Source organism: Streptomyces sp. NPDC029296 (assembly GCF_055569255.1).
In genome coordinates, this window is sequence record NZ_JBVHXT010000042.1 from 20595 (window position 1) to 40646 (window position 20052).

Genomic DNA, 20052 nt, shown 5'->3' on the forward strand with positions numbered 1-20052 from the left:
TCACTCCTCCCCCAGGATCTGCGGCACCTTGAAACGCTGCTGCTCCTGGGCCGGGGCGCCGGAGAGCGCCTGCTCGGGGGTGAGCGAGGGACGGACCTCGTCCGGCCGCATGACGTTCGTCAGCGGGAGCGGGTGCGAGGTCGGCGGTACGTCTTGGTCGGCGACCTCGCTGACGCGGGCGACCGCGCCGATGATGTCGTCGAGCTGTCCCGCGAAGTGGTCGAGTTCTTCGGGCTTCAGCTCCAGACGCGCCAGCCGGGCGAGGTGGGCGACCTCCTCGCGCGTGATGCCAGGCATGCAGCGATCCTCTGGGGTGAGTGTGTGTGGTTTGGGCCCAATCCTAGGGGGCGGCGCCCCGTGCCCGTGAAACGGTTTCCCCCGGGCCCTCTCCCGGCGGCTCCCGGCGGGCGCCGCGTGGCGTGGCGCTCAGATCGCGAAGAGCAGACCGGCGGTGATCAGCACGACGGTCGCGGTGGCGAAGTGGATGCCGAAGGCGACGGCTCTCGTGCCGCCGTTGCGCAGGACTGTCAGTGTGTCGGCGAGCGGGACGAGTGCCACGCAGAGCATGAACCAGGCCTCGGCGCGGGTTCCGGCGAAGGCGAGGAGGGCGAGGCCCAGCAGCCCGAAGGTGCCGTCCCTGAGCCCCTTGACCGACAGGTAGGCGCGGGCGTCGCCGCGCGGGTCGGCCGCGACTCCGTACCCGGCCGCCGCGGGGCCCGGCCGGAACAGGAAGCGGTAGCCGAGGAACACGCAGAACAGGTCGAGCGGGACGGCCAGGGTGTACGCGGTGACGGTCACGCCATCTCCTTGCCAGCAACGCTGGTGACAGGAGTGAAGCCAGCAGGGCAATGACAGAATGACTAGCGCCGCTAGAGTCAGCAGTGACGCGATCATGGCTGCGGTCGCGGTGCGGGGCTTCACCGGCCTGGCGGCCGGGCGGCGGGCCCGCACGGCGGCGCCGGGCACGCGAGAGGGCGCCGGCGGCGGTGGCGCGGGCGTCCACGTCCTTCGCCCGGCGCCGGGCCGCCCTCTCACCGCGATGTGCACCGACCAGGTGGGACTGCCGTCCGCCGCGCAGCAGCACCGGCACCCCTGTGGGATGCCTTCGCGGAGCTGCTCCTCGCCGGGGAACCGAGCGCGCGGGACGACGACGGCCCCGTCCTGCTCGCGGAGACCTTCTAAGCGGGGCCGCACGGTCTGGCGACGCGCCACAGGCGGCGCACGAGGCGCGTCCGGCGCAGCCGGCCGGCCACTGCACGAGCGGCCGAGCGGCGCCCCGGAGCGGCAGCGGCAGGCGGAGCGGGCGGCTACTCGGCCGCGGGCAGCGCGGCGGGAGCGGCGGGAGCGGCGGGCGTCCGCTGCCAGCCGCGGGACCCCCGGGCCAGCAGCCAGGTGGTGGCCTCGTCCGGCGGCATCGCCGCGGCGACCAGCCAGCCCTGCACCGCGTCGCAGCCCAGGTCCCGCAGCCGCTCCCAGGTCTCGTCGTCCTCCACGCCCTCGGCGACGACCAGCAGCCCCAGCGAGTGGGCCAGGTCCACCGTGCAGCGGACGATCTCGGCGTCCTCGGCGTCCACGGCGAGCCGGGCCACGAAGGAGCGGTCGATCTTCAGCTCGCTGACCGGCAGCCGCCGCAGGTGGACCAGGGACGAGTACCCGGTGCCGAAGTCGTCCAGGGACATCTTCACGCCGTGTCCGGTGAGCCCGGCGAGGGTGTCGGCGGCCCGCTGCGGGTCCTCCAGCAGCACGTGTTCCGTGATCTCCAGCTGGAGCGCCCCCGGGGGCACCCCGTGCCGGGCCAGCCGGGCGGCGACGGAGCCGGCGAAGCCGGGGGTGTGGACGTCGCGCGGGGAGACGTTGACGGCGACCGGGACCCGCAGGCCCTGCGCCCGCCAGCGGGCGACCTGGCCGAGCGCGGTCTCCAGGACGTACTCGGTGAGGTGGGGCATCAGCCCGGAGGACTCGGCTATCGCGATGAACTCGTCCGGCGGCACCTTGCCGCGCTCGGGGTGCACCCAGCGCACCAGCGCCTCCAGGCCGGCGACCTGTCCGTCGAAGCGGACCTTGGGCTGGTAGTGGAGGTGGACCTCGTGCGCGTCGAGGGCCCGGCGCAGGTCACCGAGCAGGCCGAGGCGGTCGGGGGTGTTGGAGTCCCGCTTGGATTCGTAGACCTCGACGCCGGTCCGGTCCCGCTTCGCCTGGTACATCGCGACGTCGGCGCGGCGCAGCAGGCCCTCGGCGTCGAGCGCGTGGTCGGGGAAGACGGCGACGCCGGCACTGGCCTCCAGGACGAGGGTGAGGCCGTCCAGGTCGAGCGGGGAGCTGAGGGCGGTCACGAGACCGCGGGCGACACGCGTCGCCGACGTGGTGGAGTCGGCGACGGGGAGTAACACGGCGAACTCGTCACCGCCGAGCCGGGCGGCCTCGGCGCCGCGCGGCAGGGCGAGCCGCAGCCGGTCGGCGATCTGGAGCAGCAGCCGGTCCCCGGCCAGATGGCCGAGCGTGTCGTTCACCGAACGGAACCGGTCGAGGTCGATCAGCATGAGCGCGGAGCGCGCCCCGATGCGGTCGGCGTCGTCCAGGGCGGTCCAGATGCGCTCCAGCAGCCACTGGCGGTTGGGCAGCCCGGTCAGCGGGTCGCGCAGCTGCTCCTCGGCGCGGGCGCGGGCCATCCACAGCGTGGAGTCCAGGGCGATGAGCGGGATGGCGAAGAGCGGGAGCAGGATCGGCTCGGCGTCGGCGACGACGCACAGCAGCGGGGCGATGCCGAGCAGCGCGACGGCGACCAGTCCCTGTCTGACCAGGGCGGTGCGGGCGACGGTGGGCACTCCGCCCTCGCGCGGCGCGTACAGGTACCACAGCAGGCCGCGGCTGACGGCGAGGTAGGCGACCGCGACCAGGACGACCTGGGGGGCGGTGGCGACGGTCCAGCTGTCGGGCCGCCAGGGCGTCTCGACGCTCGGGACCCGGCCGAACGCGCCGAGCAGCAGGGCGCCGACGCCGATGCCGAGGATGTCCACCGCGCCGTGCAGGACCCCCTGGCGCCAGCGGTGCCGGCGGGCGATGCCGACCAGGACCACGACGGTGAGGCTGACCAGTCCGGCGGGCACCCAGCCGTACAGCAGCAGGACGGCGAGGGTGAGGGCGGCGCCCGATCCGGTGCCGCCCCACCAGCGGGCGCGGCCCAGCATCACGAGGTGGCCGACGATGACGCCGGTGAGCAGGGCCAGCGCCCAGCCGACCGTGCCGCGCGGGAAGAGGGCGTGCTGGTCGGTGTAGGCGCGGTAGAACCCGGCGGCCAGGGCGCAGCCCGCGGCGGCGACGACGGCCGCGGGCAGCGCGGGCCAGGACAGCAGGTGCCGTTCGGTGTCGGCGCCGGTCAGGGCGGGGGCGCCGGCCGGCGGCAGGGGGGCGGCGGGCTCGGTGGCCGCGCACGGGCCGGCGAGGAGCGGGCCCGTGGGGCGCGGCCGCGCGCCCGTACGGCCCGCGGCCCGGCCGGTCCACCGGTTCCGGCGCCAGGTGCCCGCACGGCGGCGCGGACGCAGCCGTGCGTCGGGGGCGGCGCTCTCGGTCGGTTCCATTCCCGTCCCTCTCACAGCCGGCGGTGCCCACGCCACGCGGCCCGGTGCCCGACAACCCTCAGCGGCTCCGCGTCGAAGAAACCCTCCCCGGGCCTGTCGAGGGCACGGAGGTGCCCCAGCCGCAGCTGGGCACGGCAGGCGCACGCCTCAACAGTAGGCCGCGGAAGGCTTCCACGGGCAGCGGTCTCCGACGGTTGCCCGAATGCGCCCGGGCCACCCGTATGCATCTGATATGCGCCGATCGGGCGGCCTTCAACCGCTACTCCTCGGTCGGAAGCGCGACTTCGGCCGCCGCTTCGGGGCCCTGCTCCAACAGGACGTCGAAACCATCCTCGTTCAGAACAGGAACCTTCATTTGCATGGCCTTGTCGTACTTCGATCCAGGGTTGTCACCAACGACAACGAAAGAGGTCTTTTTCGAAACCGAACCGGTCACTTTCGCTCCCCGGCTCTGCAGCGCCTCCTTGGCGCCGTCCCGGGTGAAGTGCTCCAGGGTGCCGGTGACGACGACCGTGAGCCCCGCCAGCGGGCGCGGCCCCTCCTCCTCGCCGGACGCCTCGTCCTCCAGCGGGACCCCGGCGGCCTTCCACTTGCGGACGATCTCGCGGTGCCAGTCCTCGGCGAACCACTCCTTGAGCGCGGCGGCGATGATCGGGCCGACGCCGTCGGTGGCCGCCAGCTCCTCCTCGGTCGCCTGCTCGATGCGGTCGACGGAGCGGAACTCGCGCGCGAGGGCCTGCGCGGCGACCGGGCCCACGTGCCGGATGGACAGCCCGTTAAGGAACCGGGCCAGCGGACGGGACTTGGCCGCCTCGATGTTCGCCAGCAGCGCGAGGGTGTTCTTCTTCGGCTCGCCCTTCTGGTTGGCGAAGACCGTGACGACCTTCTCCTCGCCGGTCTTGGGGTCGCGCTTGGGCAGCCCGCTGTCCGGATCGAGGACGTGGGCCTTGATGGGCAGCAGCTTCTCCACCGTCAGGTCGAACAGGTCGCCCTCGTCCACCAGCGGCGGGTCGGCCGGCTCCAGCGGCCGGGTCAGCGCGGCGGCGGCCACCTGGCCGAAGTGCTCGATGTCCAGGCACTCGCGGCCCGCCAGGTACGACACCCGCTCGCGCAACTGGGCCGGGCACGTACGGGCGTTCGGGCAGCGCAGGTCGACGTCGCCCTCCTTCATCGGCCGCAGCGGCGTGCCGCACTCCGGGCACTTCCCCGGCATCACGAACTCCCGCTCGCCGCCGTCCCGCAGGTCGACCACCGGGCCGAGGATCTCCGGGATGACGTCACCGGCCTTGCGCAGCACGACGGTGTCGCCGATGAGGACGCCCTTGGCCTTGACGACCTCCTGGTTGTGCAGGGTGGCGAACTCCACCTCGCTGCCCGCCACCGTGACCGGCTCCACCTGGGCGTACGGCGTGACCCGGCCGGTGCGGCCGACGCCCACCTTGATGTCGACCAGCTTGGTGTTGACCTCCTCCGGCGCGTACTTGTAGGCGATCGCCCAGCGGGGTGCCCGCGCGGTGGAGCCGAGCCGCCCCTGGAGGCGGATCTCGTCCAGCTTGACCACGACACCGTCGATCTCGTGCTCGACGGAGTGCCGGTTCTCGCCGTAGTGCGCGATGAACTCGCGCACCCCGTCCAGGCCGTCGACCACGCGGTTGTGCGGGGAGGTGGGCAGGCCCCAGGTCTTCAGCAGGTCGTACGCCTGGGAGAGCCGGGTCAGGCCGGTGAAGCCCTCCAGGGCGCCGATGCCGTGCACCACCATGTGCAGCGGGCGGGTCGCGGTGACCCTCGGGTCCTTCTGGCGCAGCGAACCGGCGGCGGCGTTGCGGGGGTTGGCGAACGGCTTGTCGCCGGCCGCGACCAGGCGTTCGTTCAGTTCGAGGAACTTCTCCATCGGGAAGTAGACCTCCCCGCGGATCTCCACCAGGTCGGGCACCTCGTCGCCGGCCAGGCGGTCCGGGATCTCCGCGATGGTGCGGACGTTCGGCGTGATGTCCTCGCCGGTGCGGCCGTCGCCGCGGGTGGCCGCGCGCGTGAGACGGCCCTTCTCGTACGTGAGGTTGACCGCGAGACCGTCCACCTTCAGCTCGCACAGGAAGTGGTACGTCTGGTCGCCCAGTTCCCTCGCGACGCGGTCGGCCCAGGCGGCCAGCTCGTCGTCGTTGAACGTGTTGTCCAGCGACAGCATCCGCTGGCGGTGCTCGACGGCGGTGAACTCCGTCTCGTAGGACCCCGCGACCTTCTGGGTGGGCGAGTCCGGGGTGCGCAGCTCCGGATACCGCTCCTCCAGGGCCTCCAGGGACTTCAGGAGCTGGTCGAACTCCGCGTCGCTGACGACGGGGGCGTCCTTCACGTAGTACCGGAAGCGGTGCTCCTCGATCTGTTCCGCCAGCCGCGCGTGGGTCTCGCGGGCCTCGGCGGGCACCGCTGTCGTCTCCGCTTGCTTGTCGCCGGCCACCGTGTTGTCCTCCGTTACTCAGGGTTGTCCGCGAGGGATCTCGCCGCCCGGACGCAGTGGGCGAGCGCCTGGCGTGCGTACGCGGGGGAAGCGCCCGCCAGACCGCATGCCGGGGTCACCGTGACCGCCTCCGCGAGCAGCCCCGGACGCAGCCCCAGCCTGCGCCACAGCGTCCTGACACCCATGACGCTACCGGCAGGGTCCGACAACGGGCCGTCCGTGCCCGGCACGACACCGGCGAACAGCCGCGTGCCGCTCTCGACGGCCTCACCGATCATGTCGTCGTCACGCTCGGTGAGCAGCGCGAGGTCGAAGGAGACGGCCGCGGCGCCGGCCCGCCGCAGCAGCGCGAACGGCACGTCCGGGGCGCAGGAGTGCACGGCCACGGGCCCGCCGTCGTGCGCCCCGACGACGTCCCGGAGCGTGTCCTCCACCACCTGCCGGTCCACGGCGCGGTGGGTGCGGTAGCCGCTGGCGGTGCGGATCTGACCGCGCAGCACGGCGGTCAGGGAGGGCTCGTCGAGCTGGAGGAGGACCCGGGCGCCCGGGACGCGCCGCCGCACCTCGGCCAGGTGCGAGCGCAGTCCCTCGGCGAGCGAGGCGGCGAGGTCCCGGCAGGCCCCGGGGTCCGACAGGGCGGCCTCGCCGTTCCGCAGCTCCAGCGCGGCGGCCAGCGTCCACGGCCCGACGGCCTGCACCTTCAGATCGCCCGTGTAGCCCTGGGTGAACTCCTCCAGGGCGTCCAGGTCCTCCACCAGCCAGGACCGGGCCCGGCGGGTGTCCCGGCCCGGCCGGTCCCCGATCCGCCAGCCGCTGGGCTCCACGCGCGCGTACAGCTCGACCAGCATCCCCGCGGTCCGGCCGATCATGTCGGCGCCGGGCCCGCGCGCGGGCAGCTCCGCGAGGAACGGGAAGTCCTCGAAGCTGCCGGTGGCGGTCTTGGCGGCCTCGCGGGCGTCGGTGCCGGGCAGGGAGCCGACACCGGTGGCTCCGGGGAACCTGAACAGGCTGTTTTCGCTCACCAGGGAAGCCTACGGAACCCCGGGACCCCGGTCAGCGCCCCGGGCGTACCGACAGGTCGTTGACCTCCGCGTCCCTCGGCAGGTCCAGGGCCATCAGGAGGGCCGTGGCGACCGACTCGGGGTCGATCCACTTCCCCGGGTCGTACTCCTTGCCCTCCTGCTGGTGCACCTTGGCCTGCATGGGGCTGGCGGTGCGGCCGGGGTAGACGGTGGTGACGCGGACGCCGCCCGCGTGCTCCTCCTGGCGCAGCGCGTCGGCGAGGGCCTTCAGGCCGTGCTTGGAGGCGGCGTACCCGGACCAGCCGGCGGAGGCGCTCAGACCCGCACCGGAGTTGACGAAGATCACATGGCCGCGGGCCGCCCGCAGCTGCGGCAGGAAGAGCCGGGTCAGCTCGGCGGGCGCGATCAGGTTGACGTTCAGCTGGTGGTGCCAGGACTTCGGGGTGAGGTCCCCGACCTGCCCCAGCTCGACGACCCCGGCGATGTGCAGCAGGGAGTCCACCCGGTCCGGGAGCGTCTGGTGGGAGAACGCCCAGGAGAGCTTGTCCGGGTCCGCGAGGTCGCCGACCAGGGTGCGTGCGCCGGGGAACTGCGCCGCCAGCTCCTTGGCGCGGCCCGCGTCGCGCGCGTGCAGCACGAGGTCGTCCCCGCGCGCGTGCAGCCGGCGGGCCACGGCCGCGCCGATGCCGGATCCGGCCCCGGTGATCACATGAGTAGCCATGGGGCCATGCTCGCATCAGTGCCCGGCGAGCTGCTCCTCCAGGTAGGCCAGGGCGCCGGCGGGCGCGTCGGCGAAGAAGACCAGCTCGGCCAGCGGGCGGGGCAGGAAGCCCTCGGCCTCCATGCGGCGGAACTGCTCGCGCAGGCCGTCGTAGAAGCCCGCCGTGTTCAGCAGCACGACCGGCTTCCGCGTGCGGCCGTGCTTCTTCAGCTCCAGGATCTCGGTGGCCTCGTCGAGGGTGCCGGTGCCGCCCACCATGATCACCACGGCGTCGGCCTTCTCCAGCAGCAGCCTCTTGCGTTCGGCGAGGTCCGCGGCGATGACCATCTCGTCGGCGCCGGGCCGCGCCTTGTTCGCCAGGAACTCCACGGAGACGCCCAGCAGCCTGCCGCCCGTCTCCTGCACCCCGTCGGCGACCACCTTCATCAGACCGCTGTCGGAGCCGCCCCAGACCAGCGTGTGACCGGCCTTGCCGATCAGTTCCGCGAACTCGCGCGCGGGGCGGGTGTAACGCTCGTCGAGGTCGGCGGCGGACAGGAAGACGCAGATGTTCATGGCTCATACCGTACGGTGCCCGGGCCGGCCGGGAAGAAGCGCGGTCCGTCCGGTGCTGTTCCGGTATGACCGATGGACACACGATCACGATCCACAAGAGCGAGCGGCACGTGCGCGTGGTGCACGGCGACCAGGTGCTCGCGGAGTCCGACCGTCCCCTGGAGCTGCGCGAGACGGGCTGTCCGGTGCGGTACTACATCCCCGCCGAGGACGTGCGCCTCGACTTGCTGACCCCCTCCGACACGCACACCGTCTGTCCGTACAAGGGCACGGCGTCCTACTGGTCGCTGCCGGACGCGGCCGACCTCGTCTGGGCGTACCCCGAGCCCAGGCCCGACATGGCGGAACTCAGGGACCACTACTGCTTCTACGACACCGAGGTCGCATGACCCTCCCCGGCACCGCCGTGTCGTGACCGACGAGGCGGCGGCCGTGCGGCAGTCTGCACGGGCATGGACAAGAAGACGACTTCCCGCGACGGCACCCCCCTCGCGTACCACGTAACCGGCGAGGGGCCCACGGTGATCCTGGTGAGCGGCGCCATGTCCACCGGCGGCACCGTGCTGCCCCTGGCGGAGCGTCTCGCGGCCCGCTGCACGGCCGTCGTCTACGACCGCCGGGGCCGCGGCGCGAGCGGCGACACGGCGCCGTACGCGGTCGAGCGCGAGATCGAGGATTTGGCCGCGCTGATCGACGCGGTGGGCGGCGACGCGGCGCTGTTCGGGGTCTCCTCGGGGGGCGCGCTGGTCCTGCGCGCGGCGGCGGACGGGCTGCCGGCGACCCGGGCGGCGGTGTACGACGTGCCGTACGCCGATCATCTGGCGGACGGCGCCGCGCGTGAGGCCACGTACAAGGAGCAGTTGGGCAAGGCGCTCGGCGAGGGCCGGCGCGGGGACGCGGTGGAGCTGTTCCTGCGCCTGACGGGCCTCGGCGAGGAGATGATCCAGCGTGCCCGGGAGTCGCCGATGTGGCCCGGCATGGAGGCGGTCGCCCCCAGCCTCGCGTACGACGACGCGGTCATGGGCGACGGACTGCTCCCCCGGGACCGGCTCGCCGCGATCGGTGTGCCCGTGCTCGCGGTCGCGGGCGGTGCGAGCCCGGAGTGGATGCACCGGGCGAGCCAGGCGGTCGCGGAGGCCGTGCCGCGGGGCACGTACCGCGTCCTGCCCGGCCAGACCCACATGGTGGAGCCGGATGTGCTGGGGCCGGTGCTGTCGGAGTTCTTCGCCGGGTAGGCCCCGCGCGGCTCAGACCGACGCCGTCGCGCGCGTGGTGGACGCGATCGTCGCCGAACCCACCACGCGCGTGCCGTCGTACAGGACGATCGCCTGGCCGGGGGCGACGCCGCGGACCGGCTCGGCGAAGGTCACGCGCAGCTCGCCGTCCACGAGTTCGGCGCTCACCTCGGTCTCGCCGCCGTGGGCGCGCAGCTGGGCGGTGTAGGTGCCGGGGCCGGCCGGGGCGGTGCCGCACCAGCGGGGCCTGATCGCGGTGAGCGCGGTGACGTCCAGGGCCTCGGCCGGGCCGACGGTGACCGTGTTGGTGACCGGGGAGATGTCCAGGACGTAGCGCGGCTTGCCGTCCGGGGCCGGGGTGCCGATCCTGAGGCCCTTGCGCTGGCCGATGGTGAAGCCGTACGCGCCCTCGTGGCTGCCCAGCCGGGCGCCGGACTCGTCCACGATGTCACCCTCGGCCTTGCCGAGGCGGCGGGCCAGGAAGCCCTGGGTGTCGCCGTCGGCGATGAAGCAGATGTCGTGCGAGTCGGGCTTCTTCGCCACGGCCAGGCCCCGGCGCTCGGCCTCCGCGCGGATCTCCTCCTTGGTGGTGACCGTGTCGCCGAGCGGGAACATCGCGTGCGCGAGCTGCTTGTCGTCCAGCACACCGAGGACGTACGACTGGTCCTTGGCCATGTCGGAGGCGCGGTGCAGCTCGCGGGAGCCGTCCTCGTTCACGATCACCTTGGCGTAGTGGCCGGTGCAGACGGCGTCGAAGCCGAGGGCCAGCGCCTTGTCCAGCAGCGCCGCGAACTTGATCTTCTCGTTGCAGCGCAGGCACGGGTTCGGGGTGCGGCCGGCCTCGTACTCGGCGACGAAGTCCTCGACGACGTCCTCGCGGAAGCGGTCCGCGAGGTCCCAGACGTAGAACGGGATGCCGATGACGTCGGCCGCGCGGCGGGCGTCGCGGGAGTCCTCGATGGTGCAACAGCCCCGCGCGCCGGTTCGGAACGACTGCGGGTTCGCGGAGAGCGCGAGGTGGACGCCGGTGACGTCGTGGCCGGCCTCCGCGGCACGCGCGGCGGCGACGGCGGAGTCCACTCCGCCGGACATGGCGGCGAGGACGCGGAGGGGGCGGGTGCGCTGCGGGGTGTCAGTCATAACCCTTCCAGGGTACGGGGGCGCGGGAACCTGGTCGGCCGGTCGTCCGTTGAGGGTCACATGGGGGCGACGACGGGCTCGGCGGCGGGAGCGGGCACGGGGCCGCCGGGAAGCGACGGGGACCGCCGGCTGGGGCGGCGGGCCCTGCTGGTGGGCGGGGTCGCGGCGGCCGTGGGCACGGCGCTGCTGGCCCGTGAGGAGCTGTCCCGGTCGTGGTGGCGGCTGCCCGGGGTGGACAAGCCGCGGGAGGCGGGCGCGGTGGACTTCCGGGGCGCACGCTGGGTGGCGGCCTCGGCGGCGAACTACCGCGGGGCGGACCGGCCGGCCGACTATCCGGTGGACCGGGTCGTCGTCCATGTCACCCAGGGCGGGTACGCGTCGGCGGTGCGGGCCTTCCAGGATCCCGGCCACGGCGCGGCGGCGCACTACATCGTGCGCGCGGACGGCCGGATCACCCAGCTGGTCCGCGAGCTGGACGTGGCGTTCCACGCGGGCGACCGGACGTACAACGAACGCAGTGTCGGCATCGAGCACGAGGGCTTCGTGGAGGACGCCGGGTCCTTCACGGACGCCATGTACGCGGCCTCGGCGCGGCTGACAGCCGCGATATGCGGGCGGTACGGCATGCCCGCGGACCGGGAGCACATCATCGGGCACGTCCAGGTGCCGGGCACGGACCACACGGACCCGGGGAGGTTCTGGGACTGGGAGCGGTATCTGCGCCTGGTCGGCGCCGAGCGCGCCGCGGCCCGGCCGGCCGGCTAGGTGAGGCCGGCCGCGCGGGCGCGTTCCACCGCCGGGCCGATCGCCTTCGCCACGGCCTCGACGTCCGCCTCGGTGGAGGTGTGGCCGAGGGAGAAGCGCAGGGTGCCGCGGGCCAGGTCCGGGTCGGTGCCGGTGGCGAGGAGGACGTGGCTGGGCTGGGCGACGCCCGCGGTGCAGGCGGAGCCGGTGGAGCACTCGATGCCCTGGGCGTCCAGCAGGAGCAGCAGGGAGTCGCCCTCGCAGCCGGGGAAGGTGAAGTGCGCGTTGGCCGGGAGCCGGCCCCCGGGCGCCGGGTCGCCGCCGAGGATCGCGTCCGGTACGGCGCCGCGCACGGCGTCGACCAGCCGGTCGCGCAGCCCGCCGATCTCCCGCGCGAACCGCTCGCGGCGCTCGGCGGCGAGCCGGCCGGCGACGGCGAAGGAGGCGACGGCGGGCACGTCGAGCGTGCCGGAGCGGACGTGCCGCTCCTGGCCGCCGCCGTGCAGGACGGGCACGGGGCTGTACTCGCGGCCGAGGAGGAGGGCGCCGATGCCGTACGGGCCGCCGATCTTGTGGCCGGAGACGGTCATCGCGGCGAGGCCGGAGGCGGCGAAGTCGACGGGGACCTGCCCGAAGGCCTGGACCGCGTCGGCGTGCAGGGGGACGCCGAACTCGGCGGCGACGTCGGCGAGTTCGCGGACCGGCATGATCGTGCCGATCTCGTTGTTCGCCCACATCACGGTGGCCAGGGCGACGTCGCCGGGGTTGTGGGCGATGGCCTCGCGCAGCGCGTCGGGGTGGACGCGGCCGTGGGCGTCGACCGGGAGGTACTCGACGGTGGCGCCCTCGTGCTCGCCGAGCCAGTGCACGGCGTCGAGGACGGCGTGGTGCTCGACGGGGCTGGCCAGGACGCGGGTGCGGGCGGGGTCGGCGGCGGCGCGGGACCAGTACAGGCCCTTGACGGCGAGGTTGTCGGCCTCGGTGCCGCCCGAGGTGAACACGACCTCGCTGGGGCGGGCGCCGAGCGCCTCCGCGAGGGTCTCGCGGGCCTCCTCGACCGTGCGGCGGGCCTGCCGGCCGGACGCGTGGAGGGAGGAGGCGTTGCCCGTGATGCCCAGCCGGGCGGTGAACGCCTCCGCCGCCTCCGGGAGCATCGGGGTGGTCGCGGCGTGGTCGAGGTAAGCCATGGTGAGGCCGATTCTACGGCTCCCCCGCCGGCGGCCCGGGCCGCGTGTGGCGCCGGGGGCCGAAGGGCGCCTCGCGCCGGCCGGGTCCGGCACCGGATATCCGGTGTCCGGCGTGCGGCGTTCTCACAGGGTCCAGGACACCGACCCGGTCATCTCCATCGCCGTCACCAGGACCAGCAGGTCGGCGACGCCCAGGGCGAGGCCCAGGTAGGCGCGGCCCCGGCGGGCGGTGTCGCGCCAGAGGGCGGCCACGGCGAGGACGACGGCGATCGGGCCGAGGAAGAGGTTGAGGACGAGCAGGCCGAGGAGGCCGAGGATGAAGGACGCGACGGCCATGCCGTCGGCGTCCCGGGTGCGCGGGCGGGCGTCGGTGCGGCCGGTGCCGGCCGGTGCGGTGAGGTGCATGATGCTCAGCTCCCGAGGATCCTGTGCGGCGGACCGGCCGGTGATCCGGCACGGCCGCCGCCGGTCGGACGACGTGCCCGGACCGTCAGTCGGACGACGTGTGACGGCGGCCGTGGCGTTCGCGCAGTGCGAAGACGCCGAGCCAGACGGCGATGACGGCGGCCAGGACGGCGCTGACGCCGAGCGGCGCGTGGGCCACGGTGCCCAGCATCACTCCGAGCAGCATGAGCGCGGCGACGAGGAACAGCATGGGATCGGATCCCCCCTCCGGGGTGCCTCGTGTGCGGCCGTGTGAAGTTTGGGTGAACAGTTGTAGTAACAGTTGTCCACTGAATCCGAGTCTAACGCCTCCTGCGGCTTTCCCATTACGGAGAACAGTTGTTAACTGGATGACATGAGTCACACCCTCGGCATCCGGCAGGCCCAGAAGCAGAAGACCCGGCAGGCGTTCCTCGACGCGGCGCTCGCCCTGCTGGAGGAGCAGAGCCTGAGCAGCCTGGGCCTGCGCGAGGTCACCCGGGCGGTCGGGGTCGCCCCGACCGCCTTCTACCGGCACTTCCGCTCGACCGCCGACCTCGGGGTCGCCCTGGTCGACGAGGCGCTGGGCAGCCTGCATCCGATGGTGCGGACGACGGTGTCCACCACGGGCGACAGCGAGGAACGCATCGCGCGCGCCGTCGAACTGATCGCCCGTCACGTGGCCGAGTACCCCGCCCACGTCAGATTCATCGCCCGCGAACGGCACGGCGGCGTACAGCCCGTGCGCGAGGCCATCCGGGCCCAGTTGCACCGGTTCGCCGAGGAGGTCGGCGCGGAGCTGGCGCGGGACCGGGAGGCCGAGGGCTGGAGCGACGACGACCTCTTGATGCTCGCGCACCTCTATGTCGACCAGATGCTCATCACCGCCTCGCTGTTCCTGGAGGCACTGGAGGCCCCCGAGGAGGAGCGGGAACGGGTGACCCGGCTCGCCACCCGTCAGCTGCGGCTCATCACCCTCGGCCGCACCCACTGGCTGGACTGACGGCCGCCACCCGCTCAGCCCTCGTCGGCCGCCCCCGCCGCCCCGTACAGGTCCAGCACCGCACGCGCCCCCGCGACCAGTTCCGCACGCGCCTCGGGCGGGTCCAGGACCTCCACCCGGTCGGAGAACACGAGGAGCTGGCGTACCGCCCGCAGGGCCGGGTAGGCCAGCCGCGCGGTGACCCAGGCGCCCTCGCCGTCGTCTTCGGGGAGGGCCGTCAGCCGGGCGGCCGTCATCCGCCGGAACATGTCGGCCAGTTCGCGCCGGACCCGCACGGTGACCTCCACCTCGGCGTCCCGTTCCTCCACCCGCCGCCGCAGCCCCTCCCAGACGTCGGGGAGCTCCACCCCGGGCCGGCGCCGTACCGGCTGCTCCAGCGCGCGGGCCGAGCGCACCCGGTCGGCGCGAAACAGCCGGGGCCGGCCGCGCCGGTCGGCGACCAGGTACCAGGTCCCGGCCTTGGCCACGAGGCCGTACGGATCCACGGTGTACGTCCGCACCTCCCGCTCCCCGCTGTGCCGGTAGCGCAGCCTCAGGCGCCGGTCGGAGAAGACCGCGTCCTGGAGCGCCGCGAGGTCGGCGGTCCGTTCGGGGCCGCTCATCCAGCGGGTGGCGTCGACCAGGACACGGCGGCTGGTCACCTCGGCGGCGGGGCGGTGCGGCGCCGGCAGCGCGGCCATGACCTTGCGCAGGGCCGAGGCGAGGGCCGCGTCCAGGCCGAGCGCGGCATGGGCGCCCTGCGCGGCCAGGACGAACAGGGCCCGGGACTCGTCCGCGGTCAGCCCCGTGACATCGGTGCGGAAACCGGCGAGGAGCCCGATGCCGCCGTGCCGGCCGCGCTCGGCGTAGACCGGGACCCCGGCGGCCGACAGCGCCTCGACGTCCCGGTAGACGGTGCGCACCGACACCTCCAGGCGCTCGGCGAGTTCGGGCGCGGGGACCCGGCCCCGGGTCTGCAGGAGCAGCAGGATCGACAGCAGCCGGTCGGACTTCACCGCGCCAGCTTCCCGCCGGACGGGCGGCGACGGCAAACCTGACGGCGGGTGTCAGGTTTCGGCGGGAACGTACTCCCCGGACCACCCGTACGAAGGAAGGCCGGCCATGACCACCGATCCCCGCCCGCTGTACGCCCGCGCCACCGCCCAGGCGGCCCGGCTCATCGAGACCGTGCGCCCCGAGCAGCTCACCGCGCCCACGCCCTGTACCGAGTTCGACGTGCGCGCGCTGCTCGGGCATGTCGTCGGCGGCACCCGCCGGATCTCCCTCGTCGGCGAGACCGGCGACGGGCGGGGCGAGCCGATGACCGCCCCCGAGGTGCCCGACGACGGCTGGGCGCAGGCCTACGACGAGGTCCGGCGACGGGCCCTGGACGCCTGGGAGAGCGACGAGCGGATGGCGTCGTCGGTGACCGTCCCCTGGGGCGTGATCTCCGGGCGGGCCGCCCTGTCGGCGTACGTCATGGAGATCGTGACGCACACCTGGGACCTGTCCGAGGCGGTCGGCCGGCCGCTGGCGCTCGACGCGGAGCTGGCCGGGTTCGCGCTCGCCACCGCGCGGGAGGCCCTGCCCGGCGGGCCGCGGGAGGGCCGTCCCTTCGACGCGCCGGTGCCGGTCCCCGAGGGAGCCGGCGCCTACGAGAGGCTGGCGGCCTGGCTGGGGCGCGAGCCGCTCAGCCGAGCCTGACCCGGGCCAGCTGGCGGGACTGCGCGACCAGCCGGTCCGCGCTGTCCCAGACCTCGGCGTCCTCCTCCAGGAAGCCGCCGGCCAGGTTGCGGGTGGTGATCGACACCCGCAGCGGACCGGGGGCCGGGCGCCGGCGCACGTGGACGGTGAGTTCCACGGTCGGCACCCAGCCCTTGAGGCCCATCTCGAAGGCGGTGGGCGGGAGGGCGTCGACGGCGAGGAGCAGCGAGAGCGGGTCGGCGTCGCGGCCGTCGGCGAGGCCGAACCAGGCCCGCATCTCGCCCTTGCCGGAGGGGGTGCCGAGGGCCCAGCCGGTGGTGGCGGGGTCCAGCTTGATCATCAGCCGGCCGGCGATGGCGTTGCTGCCGTCGATCGGGGCCGGGCCGTCCTCGGGGCCGAAGCACCGCTCCGGCGGGGGGATCGCGGGCGGGGTGGCCGTCGTGCGGACGTCGTCGGGGAGGGCGGCGAGGTCGCCGTAGGAGGCGAGGACGCGGATGCGCTCGACCTCGTTGCCCTCGTCGTCGTACTGGAAGAGCGAGGCCTGGCCGGTGGAGAGGGTGCGGCCGGTGCGGACCGTCTGGGTGCGGACGACGGCCGGGCCGGGCCGGGAGGCGGTCAGGTAGTGGGCGGTGACGGAGAAGGGGTCCGGGTGCGGGAGGGTGTCCGCGAGGGCCCGGCCGAGCACGGCCAGCAGATAGCCGCCGTTGACGGCGCTGATGATGGTCCAGCCGGCCGAGAGGTCGATGTCGTAGACGCCGGGCTCGCGCCGGGTGACCGCGGTGTCGCGGTCGAACTCGCTGTCGCCGATCATGGCGCGCGGGGAGGGGGCGGTAGCTGCTTCTGCCATGCGCGAAACGCTACAACACGCAAATACTAAGCGGTAGCTTTCCCTGTTCCCGAAAGGCGACACGGCCTGCACCCGGGTGATGATCTGGCAGATTCCCGGTAAATGTCCGGACCCGTCCACAACCCCCCGCCCCGGATTTCCCTCTAGGGGGACATGAGCCTCACCGGGACTCCGTTCCTCTGCACCACCATCGTGCTGTCCGTGGTCGCCCTGATCCTGCCACTCGTGCTCTGGTCACGGATGGGCGGGCCCAGACCGCTGCGGGCCGCCGCCCGCGTCCTGATGCTGCTGTTCGCCCAGGGCACGGCCGTCACGCTGGTGTTCGTACTGGTCAACAACCAGAACAGCCTGTACGACGACTGGGCGGACCTGCTCGGCACCGGCGACCACGTCCAGCAGGCCGCCGACCTGGGCCGGGACGGCACCGGCGGCATCGCGGTGGAACGGCTGCCCCGGGTCCGGCAGACCTTCCGGACCGCCGGCGGGACCGGCACGCACGCGGCCGGCACCGTGCGCGTCACCCAGCTCGAGGGCCGGGTCTCCGGAGTGAACGCCGAGGTCTACGTCTGGCTGCCGCCGCAGTACGACGACCCGGCCTACCGGCACCACAAGTTCCCGGTGGTGGAGCTGCTGCCCGGCTACCCCGGCTCGGCGAAGGCCTGGTTCGGCGCGCTGCACGCCCCCGAGCAGCTGCTGCCGCTGATGCGCGACGGCCGGGTGGCGCCGTTCATCCTGGTCGCCCCGCGCACCAACCTGCTGGCCGGCGTGGACACCGGCTGCGCCAACATTCCCGGCCAGGTCAACGCCGACAGCTGGCTCAGCGTCGACGTGCCGAAGATGGTCAAGGACAACTTCCGCACCGAGCCGGCCCCGCGCGGCTGGGCGGTGGCCGGCTACTCGGCGGGCGCGCACTGCGCGGTGAAGCTGGCCGTGGCGCACCCGGACCGGTACCGGGCCGCGGTGAGCATGTCCGGCTACAACGACCCGATCGCCGAACGCGACTCCCTCGCCGCCCAGACCCCCGCCCTGCGCGCCGCGAACAACCCCTACACCCTGCTGCGGAGGGCGGCCGCACCGCCGCCGGTCGCGCTGTACCTCTCGGGCCAGCCCGGCGACGGCTACCAGGCGGGCATGGCCCTGCGGTCCGCCGCCAAGGCGCCCACCACCGTGCGCGTGGTCTTCCTGCCGCGCAGCGCGGGCGGTCACACCCTGGCGCTGTGGCGTCCGCAGCTCCCCGCCGTCTTCCGCTGGCTGACCCTCCAGATGGGGCAGAGCCACGCCAAGGGGCGGGACACCTCCGTCGCCGGCGCCGCTACTCCTCCGTCACCGTCGAGCGCCGGTTCCACGCACGAGGCGCTCGCCAGTGGAACCGCATCGCGAGCAGGCGCAGCACGAACGCCGTGAGGGCCGCGAACCCGCTGGTGAGCGGGGAGAGCACGTCATAGCGGATGCACAGCACCACCATCGCGGAGCCCACGATCGCCGGGACCGCGTACAGGTCGCGGTCCCAGCGCAGCAGCGAGGGCACCTCGTTGGCCAGCACGTCCCGCAGCACACCGCCGCCCACAGCGGTGGCCAGGCCGAGCGTCGCCGACGCGGTCAGGCCGAGGCCGTGGCTGTACGCCTTCGTCGTGCCGCTCACGCAGAACAGGCCGAGGCCGGCCGCGTCGAAGACGAGCACCGCCGACTGGATGCGCTCCACGTGCGGGTGCAGGAAGAAGACGACGAGCGCGGCGAGCAGCGGGGTGACGAAGTAGCCGAGGTCCGTGAAGGCCGCCGGGGGGACGGCCCCGATGACCAGGTCGCGGAACAGCCCGCCGCCCAGCGCGGTGACCTCGGCGAGCACGGCGATGCCGAACACGTCGAAGTTCTTCCGGACGGCCAGCAGGGCGCCGGAGATCGCGAACACGAAGATCCCGATCACTTCGAGCGTGTGCTGGACGGAGGGGCTGAAGAGTTGCTGGAGCTGCACCCTGACATTCTCGCCTGCCGGAGTGCCTGAACCTTACAAAGCCAGGCTAGAGGGCAGGTTTCCCTGTCGTGAACAGCCAGGTGTCGAAGAGGTCGTCCAGCTGCCGGCCGCTGACGCGCTCGGCGAGCCGGATGAAGTCGGCGGTGCCGGCGTTGCCGTACCGGTGGAGCGAGGTCCACGCGGGCAGCAGCCGGAAGAAGGCCGGGTCGCCGATCCGCTCGCGCAGCATCTGGAGGGTCATCGCGCCGCGCTGGTAGACGGCGGAGGCGAACATGGTGTCCCGCTCCGGGGCGCCGGGCCTGACCTGCCAGAAGGCGGAGTCGGCGGGCCGGGAGCCGTATCCGGCGAGGAAGGAGTCGTGGGCGGAGCGGGTGCCCTTGTGCTCGGCCCACAGCCACTGGGCGTAGGTGGCGAAGCCCTCGTTCAGCCAGATGTCGTTCCAGCGCGCCACGCTCACCGAGTCGCCGAACCACTGGTGGGCCAGCTCGTGCACGATCGTCGTCTCGCTGCGCACCGCCGAGTAGGCGGGCTTGGACTGCACCTCCAGCGAGAACCCGGCCTCCGGCATGTCGTCGACGATGGCGCCGGTCTCCTCGAAGGGGTACGGCCCGAAGACCTGCGACCAGTAGTCGGTGACGGCGGCCGTGACCCCGTAGACGTCGACGGTGTTGGCGTCCTTCAGCACGGGGTCGATGGCCACGTAGACGGGGATGCCGCCGGGGGTGCGGCCGGTGCGCACGTCGAACTTCCCGATGGTGGCGGTAGCCAGGTAGGTGGCCATCGGCCTGGACTCCCGCCAGTGGGTGTACGTCGAGCCGCCCTTGTCGTACGCCGACACCAGCCGGCCGTTGGAGACGGCGGTCAGGCCCTTCGGCGCCTTGATCCGGATGTCGTAGGTGGCCTTGTCGGCGGGGTGGTCGCTGGACGGGAACCAGGTGGAGGCGGCGTTGGGCTCGCAGGCGACGAAGACGCCGTCGGGGGTCTTCATCCAGCCGTAGTCGGAGCCGAAGACGATGGGGCCGCCGAGGGCCTCGGGGACGCCGCCGTAGGTGACGGAGACGGTGAAGTCGCGGCCCTTGGGGAGCGGCCGGCGCGGGGTGACGGTGACCTCGTCGCCGTCCCGGGTGAACGCCGCCCGTCCGCCGTCCACCTCCACCCTCGTGATCTCCAGCTTCTGGAGGTCGAGGTCGAAGGAGGAGAGGGTCTGGGTGGCGTGCGCGGTGAGGGTGGTACGGCCGTCCAGGCGGCCGGTGCCGGGGGCGTAGGCCACGTCCAGGTCGTAGTGGCGGGCGTCGTAGCCGCCGTTGCCCAGGTGCGGGAAGTAGGGGTCGCCGATGCCGGGGGCGCCCTGGGTGGGGGGCGCGGCGGCGGCGATGGCGAGGAAGGAGGCCGCGGCGGTGGCGAGGACCCCCAGACGTGCCGAACGGGAGAGTGCCATGAGTCGTCCCTTTCGAGCGTGCCGATCGGTGGTCGGGCACGGACGACTC

Annotated in this window: 21 protein-coding genes; 6 read left to right on the forward strand and 15 right to left on the reverse strand. The window is 73.6% G+C overall.

Annotated features, from left to right (window positions below; all coding sequences use genetic code 11):
* The 7 genes from gatC to ACZ4W9_RS31245 form a co-directional block, all read right to left on the reverse strand.
* A complete protein-coding gene (gene gatC, locus ACZ4W9_RS31215; protein ID WP_004925108.1) occupies positions 1 to 297 on the reverse strand; it encodes an Asp-tRNA(Asn)/Glu-tRNA(Gln) amidotransferase subunit GatC in 297 nt (98 codons plus the stop codon).
* 129 nt (positions 298 to 426) lie between these two features.
* A complete protein-coding gene (locus ACZ4W9_RS31220; protein WP_467941377.1) occupies positions 427 to 798 on the reverse strand; it encodes a DUF4267 domain-containing protein in 372 nt (123 codons plus the stop codon).
* A 509-nt stretch (positions 799 to 1307) separates the two neighbouring features.
* A complete protein-coding gene (locus tag ACZ4W9_RS31225; protein ID WP_467941379.1) occupies positions 1308 to 3578 on the reverse strand; it encodes a putative bifunctional diguanylate cyclase/phosphodiesterase in 2271 nt (756 codons plus the stop codon).
* 259 nt (positions 3579 to 3837) lie between these two features.
* On the reverse strand, positions 3838 to 6033 hold the full coding sequence (gene ligA, locus ACZ4W9_RS31230; protein ID WP_467941380.1) for an NAD-dependent DNA ligase LigA: 2196 nt from the start codon (positions 6031 to 6033) through the stop codon (positions 3838 to 3840).
* 14 nt (positions 6034 to 6047) lie between these two features.
* On the reverse strand, positions 6048 to 7055 hold the full coding sequence (locus tag ACZ4W9_RS31235; RefSeq protein WP_467941381.1) for a methionine synthase: 1008 nt from the start codon (positions 7053 to 7055) through the stop codon (positions 6048 to 6050).
* 31 nt (positions 7056 to 7086) lie between these two features.
* A complete protein-coding gene (locus tag ACZ4W9_RS31240) occupies positions 7087 to 7776 on the reverse strand; it encodes an SDR family oxidoreductase (protein WP_467941383.1) in 690 nt (229 codons plus the stop codon).
* Positions 7777 to 7791: 15 nt separating this feature from the next.
* Complete coding sequence (locus ACZ4W9_RS31245; RefSeq protein WP_467941385.1) at positions 7792 to 8331, reverse strand: LOG family protein; 540 nt, start codon at positions 8329 to 8331, stop codon at positions 7792 to 7794.
* Between the two features lie 65 nt (positions 8332 to 8396).
* On the opposite strand from ACZ4W9_RS31245, the gene ACZ4W9_RS31250 reads away from it, so the two are divergent.
* Positions 8397 to 8720: a DUF427 domain-containing protein gene (locus ACZ4W9_RS31250; protein WP_467941386.1), complete on the forward strand. Its 324-nt coding sequence runs from the start codon at positions 8397 to 8399 to the stop codon at positions 8718 to 8720.
* 63 nt (positions 8721 to 8783) lie between these two features.
* Entirely contained in the window at positions 8784 to 9566 is a 783-nt protein-coding gene (locus tag ACZ4W9_RS31255; protein ID WP_467941388.1) for an alpha/beta fold hydrolase, read from the forward strand.
* Positions 9567 to 9578: 12 nt separating this feature from the next.
* On the opposite strand, the gene mnmA is transcribed toward ACZ4W9_RS31255, so the two are convergent.
* A complete protein-coding gene (gene mnmA, locus ACZ4W9_RS31260) occupies positions 9579 to 10706 on the reverse strand; it encodes a tRNA 2-thiouridine(34) synthase MnmA (protein ID WP_467941389.1) in 1128 nt (375 codons plus the stop codon).
* A gap of 60 nt (positions 10707 to 10766) precedes the next feature.
* Between mnmA and ACZ4W9_RS31265 the strand changes: the two genes are divergently transcribed.
* On the forward strand, positions 10767 to 11471 hold the full coding sequence (locus tag ACZ4W9_RS31265) for an N-acetylmuramoyl-L-alanine amidase (protein WP_467941390.1): 705 nt from the start codon (positions 10767 to 10769) through the stop codon (positions 11469 to 11471).
* Here ACZ4W9_RS31265 and ACZ4W9_RS31270 read toward each other — a convergent pair.
* The 3 genes from ACZ4W9_RS31270 to ACZ4W9_RS31280 all read right to left on the reverse strand — a co-directional run bounded on the left by ACZ4W9_RS31270 (position 11468) and on the right by ACZ4W9_RS31280 (position 13292).
* Positions 11468 to 12637: a cysteine desulfurase family protein gene (locus tag ACZ4W9_RS31270; protein WP_467941391.1), complete on the reverse strand. Its 1170-nt coding sequence runs from the start codon at positions 12635 to 12637 to the stop codon at positions 11468 to 11470. The two genes, ACZ4W9_RS31265 and ACZ4W9_RS31270, sit on opposite strands and share 4 nt — an antisense overlap.
* A 123-nt stretch (positions 12638 to 12760) precedes the next feature.
* The gene (locus ACZ4W9_RS31275; protein ID WP_467941393.1) at positions 12761 to 13042 is read right to left on the reverse strand and encodes a DUF4190 domain-containing protein; all 282 of its coding nucleotides are present in this window, start codon (positions 13040 to 13042) and stop codon (positions 12761 to 12763) included.
* Positions 13043 to 13127: 85 nt separating this feature from the next.
* Positions 13128 to 13292 carry a hypothetical protein gene (locus ACZ4W9_RS31280; protein ID WP_467941394.1) on the reverse strand — a complete coding sequence of 55 codons (165 nt, stop codon included), beginning with the start codon at positions 13290 to 13292 and terminating at the stop codon, positions 13128 to 13130.
* A gap of 144 nt (positions 13293 to 13436) precedes the next feature.
* On the opposite strand from ACZ4W9_RS31280, the gene ACZ4W9_RS31285 reads away from it, so the two are divergent.
* The gene (locus tag ACZ4W9_RS31285) at positions 13437 to 14063 is read left to right on the forward strand and encodes a TetR family transcriptional regulator (protein ID WP_467941395.1); all 627 of its coding nucleotides are present in this window, start codon (positions 13437 to 13439) and stop codon (positions 14061 to 14063) included.
* A gap of 14 nt (positions 14064 to 14077) precedes the next feature.
* On the opposite strand, the gene ACZ4W9_RS31290 is transcribed toward ACZ4W9_RS31285, so the two are convergent.
* Positions 14078 to 15058 carry a helix-turn-helix transcriptional regulator gene (locus ACZ4W9_RS31290; protein ID WP_467941397.1) on the reverse strand — a complete coding sequence of 327 codons (981 nt, stop codon included), beginning with the start codon at positions 15056 to 15058 and terminating at the stop codon, positions 14078 to 14080.
* A 106-nt stretch (positions 15059 to 15164) separates the two neighbouring features.
* Here ACZ4W9_RS31290 and ACZ4W9_RS31295 point away from each other — a divergent pair, with 106 nt between their 5' ends.
* A complete protein-coding gene (locus ACZ4W9_RS31295) occupies positions 15165 to 15746 on the forward strand; it encodes a TIGR03086 family metal-binding protein (RefSeq protein WP_467941399.1) in 582 nt (193 codons plus the stop codon).
* Here ACZ4W9_RS31295 and ACZ4W9_RS31300 read toward each other — a convergent pair.
* Complete coding sequence (locus tag ACZ4W9_RS31300; RefSeq protein WP_467941401.1) at positions 15733 to 16593, reverse strand: thioesterase family protein; 861 nt, start codon at positions 16591 to 16593, stop codon at positions 15733 to 15735. The two genes, ACZ4W9_RS31295 and ACZ4W9_RS31300, sit on opposite strands and share 14 nt — an antisense overlap.
* 153 nt (positions 16594 to 16746) lie before the next feature.
* Here ACZ4W9_RS31300 and ACZ4W9_RS31305 point away from each other — a divergent pair, with 153 nt between their 5' ends.
* The gene (locus ACZ4W9_RS31305; RefSeq protein ID WP_467941403.1) at positions 16747 to 17997 is read left to right on the forward strand and encodes an alpha/beta hydrolase; all 1251 of its coding nucleotides are present in this window, start codon (positions 16747 to 16749) and stop codon (positions 17995 to 17997) included.
* Here ACZ4W9_RS31305 and ACZ4W9_RS31310 read toward each other — a convergent pair.
* Positions 17906 to 18565 carry a trimeric intracellular cation channel family protein gene (locus ACZ4W9_RS31310; RefSeq protein ID WP_467941404.1) on the reverse strand — a complete coding sequence of 220 codons (660 nt, stop codon included), beginning with the start codon at positions 18563 to 18565 and terminating at the stop codon, positions 17906 to 17908. The two genes, ACZ4W9_RS31305 and ACZ4W9_RS31310, sit on opposite strands and share 92 nt — an antisense overlap.
* A 46-nt stretch (positions 18566 to 18611) precedes the next feature.
* Entirely contained in the window at positions 18612 to 20003 is a 1392-nt protein-coding gene (locus ACZ4W9_RS31315) for a M1 family metallopeptidase (protein WP_467941405.1), read from the reverse strand.
* Positions 20004 to 20052: the final 49 nt, after the last annotated feature.

Coding starts and splice junctions, on each gene's coding strand:
- ACZ4W9_RS31255 (WP_467941388.1), top strand. CDS start 8,784: ATGGACAAGAAGACGACTTCCCGCGACGGCACCCCCCTCGCGTACCAC.
- gatC (WP_004925108.1), bottom strand. CDS start 297: ATGCCTGGCATCACGCGCGAGGAGGTCGCCCACCTCGCCCGGCTGGCG.
- ACZ4W9_RS31225 (WP_467941379.1), bottom strand. CDS start 3,578: ATGGAACCGACCGAGAGCGCCGCCCCCGACGCACGGCTGCGTCCGCGC.
- ACZ4W9_RS31300 (WP_467941401.1), bottom strand. CDS start 16,593: ATGGCAGAAGCAGCTACCGCCCCCTCCCCGCGCGCCATGATCGGCGAC.
- ACZ4W9_RS31295 (WP_467941399.1), top strand. CDS start 15,165: ATGACCACCGATCCCCGCCCGCTGTACGCCCGCGCCACCGCCCAGGCG.
- ACZ4W9_RS31270 (WP_467941391.1), bottom strand. CDS start 12,637: ATGGCTTACCTCGACCACGCCGCGACCACCCCGATGCTCCCGGAGGCG.
- ACZ4W9_RS31240 (WP_467941383.1), bottom strand. CDS start 7,776: ATGGCTACTCATGTGATCACCGGGGCCGGATCCGGCATCGGCGCGGCC.
- ACZ4W9_RS31315 (WP_467941405.1), bottom strand. CDS start 20,003: ATGGCACTCTCCCGTTCGGCACGTCTGGGGGTCCTCGCCACCGCCGCG.
- ACZ4W9_RS31245 (WP_467941385.1), bottom strand. CDS start 8,331: ATGAACATCTGCGTCTTCCTGTCCGCCGCCGACCTCGACGAGCGTTAC.
- ACZ4W9_RS31275 (WP_467941393.1), bottom strand. CDS start 13,042: ATGCACCTCACCGCACCGGCCGGCACCGGCCGCACCGACGCCCGCCCG.
- ACZ4W9_RS31250 (WP_467941386.1), top strand. CDS start 8,397: ATGACCGATGGACACACGATCACGATCCACAAGAGCGAGCGGCACGTG.
- ACZ4W9_RS31285 (WP_467941395.1), top strand. CDS start 13,437: ATGAGTCACACCCTCGGCATCCGGCAGGCCCAGAAGCAGAAGACCCGG.
- ACZ4W9_RS31265 (WP_467941390.1), top strand. CDS start 10,767: ATGGGGGCGACGACGGGCTCGGCGGCGGGAGCGGGCACGGGGCCGCCG.
- mnmA (WP_467941389.1), bottom strand. CDS start 10,706: ATGACTGACACCCCGCAGCGCACCCGCCCCCTCCGCGTCCTCGCCGCC.
- ACZ4W9_RS31305 (WP_467941403.1), top strand. CDS start 16,747: ATGAGCCTCACCGGGACTCCGTTCCTCTGCACCACCATCGTGCTGTCC.
- ACZ4W9_RS31280 (WP_467941394.1), bottom strand. CDS start 13,292: ATGCTGTTCCTCGTCGCCGCGCTCATGCTGCTCGGAGTGATGCTGGGC.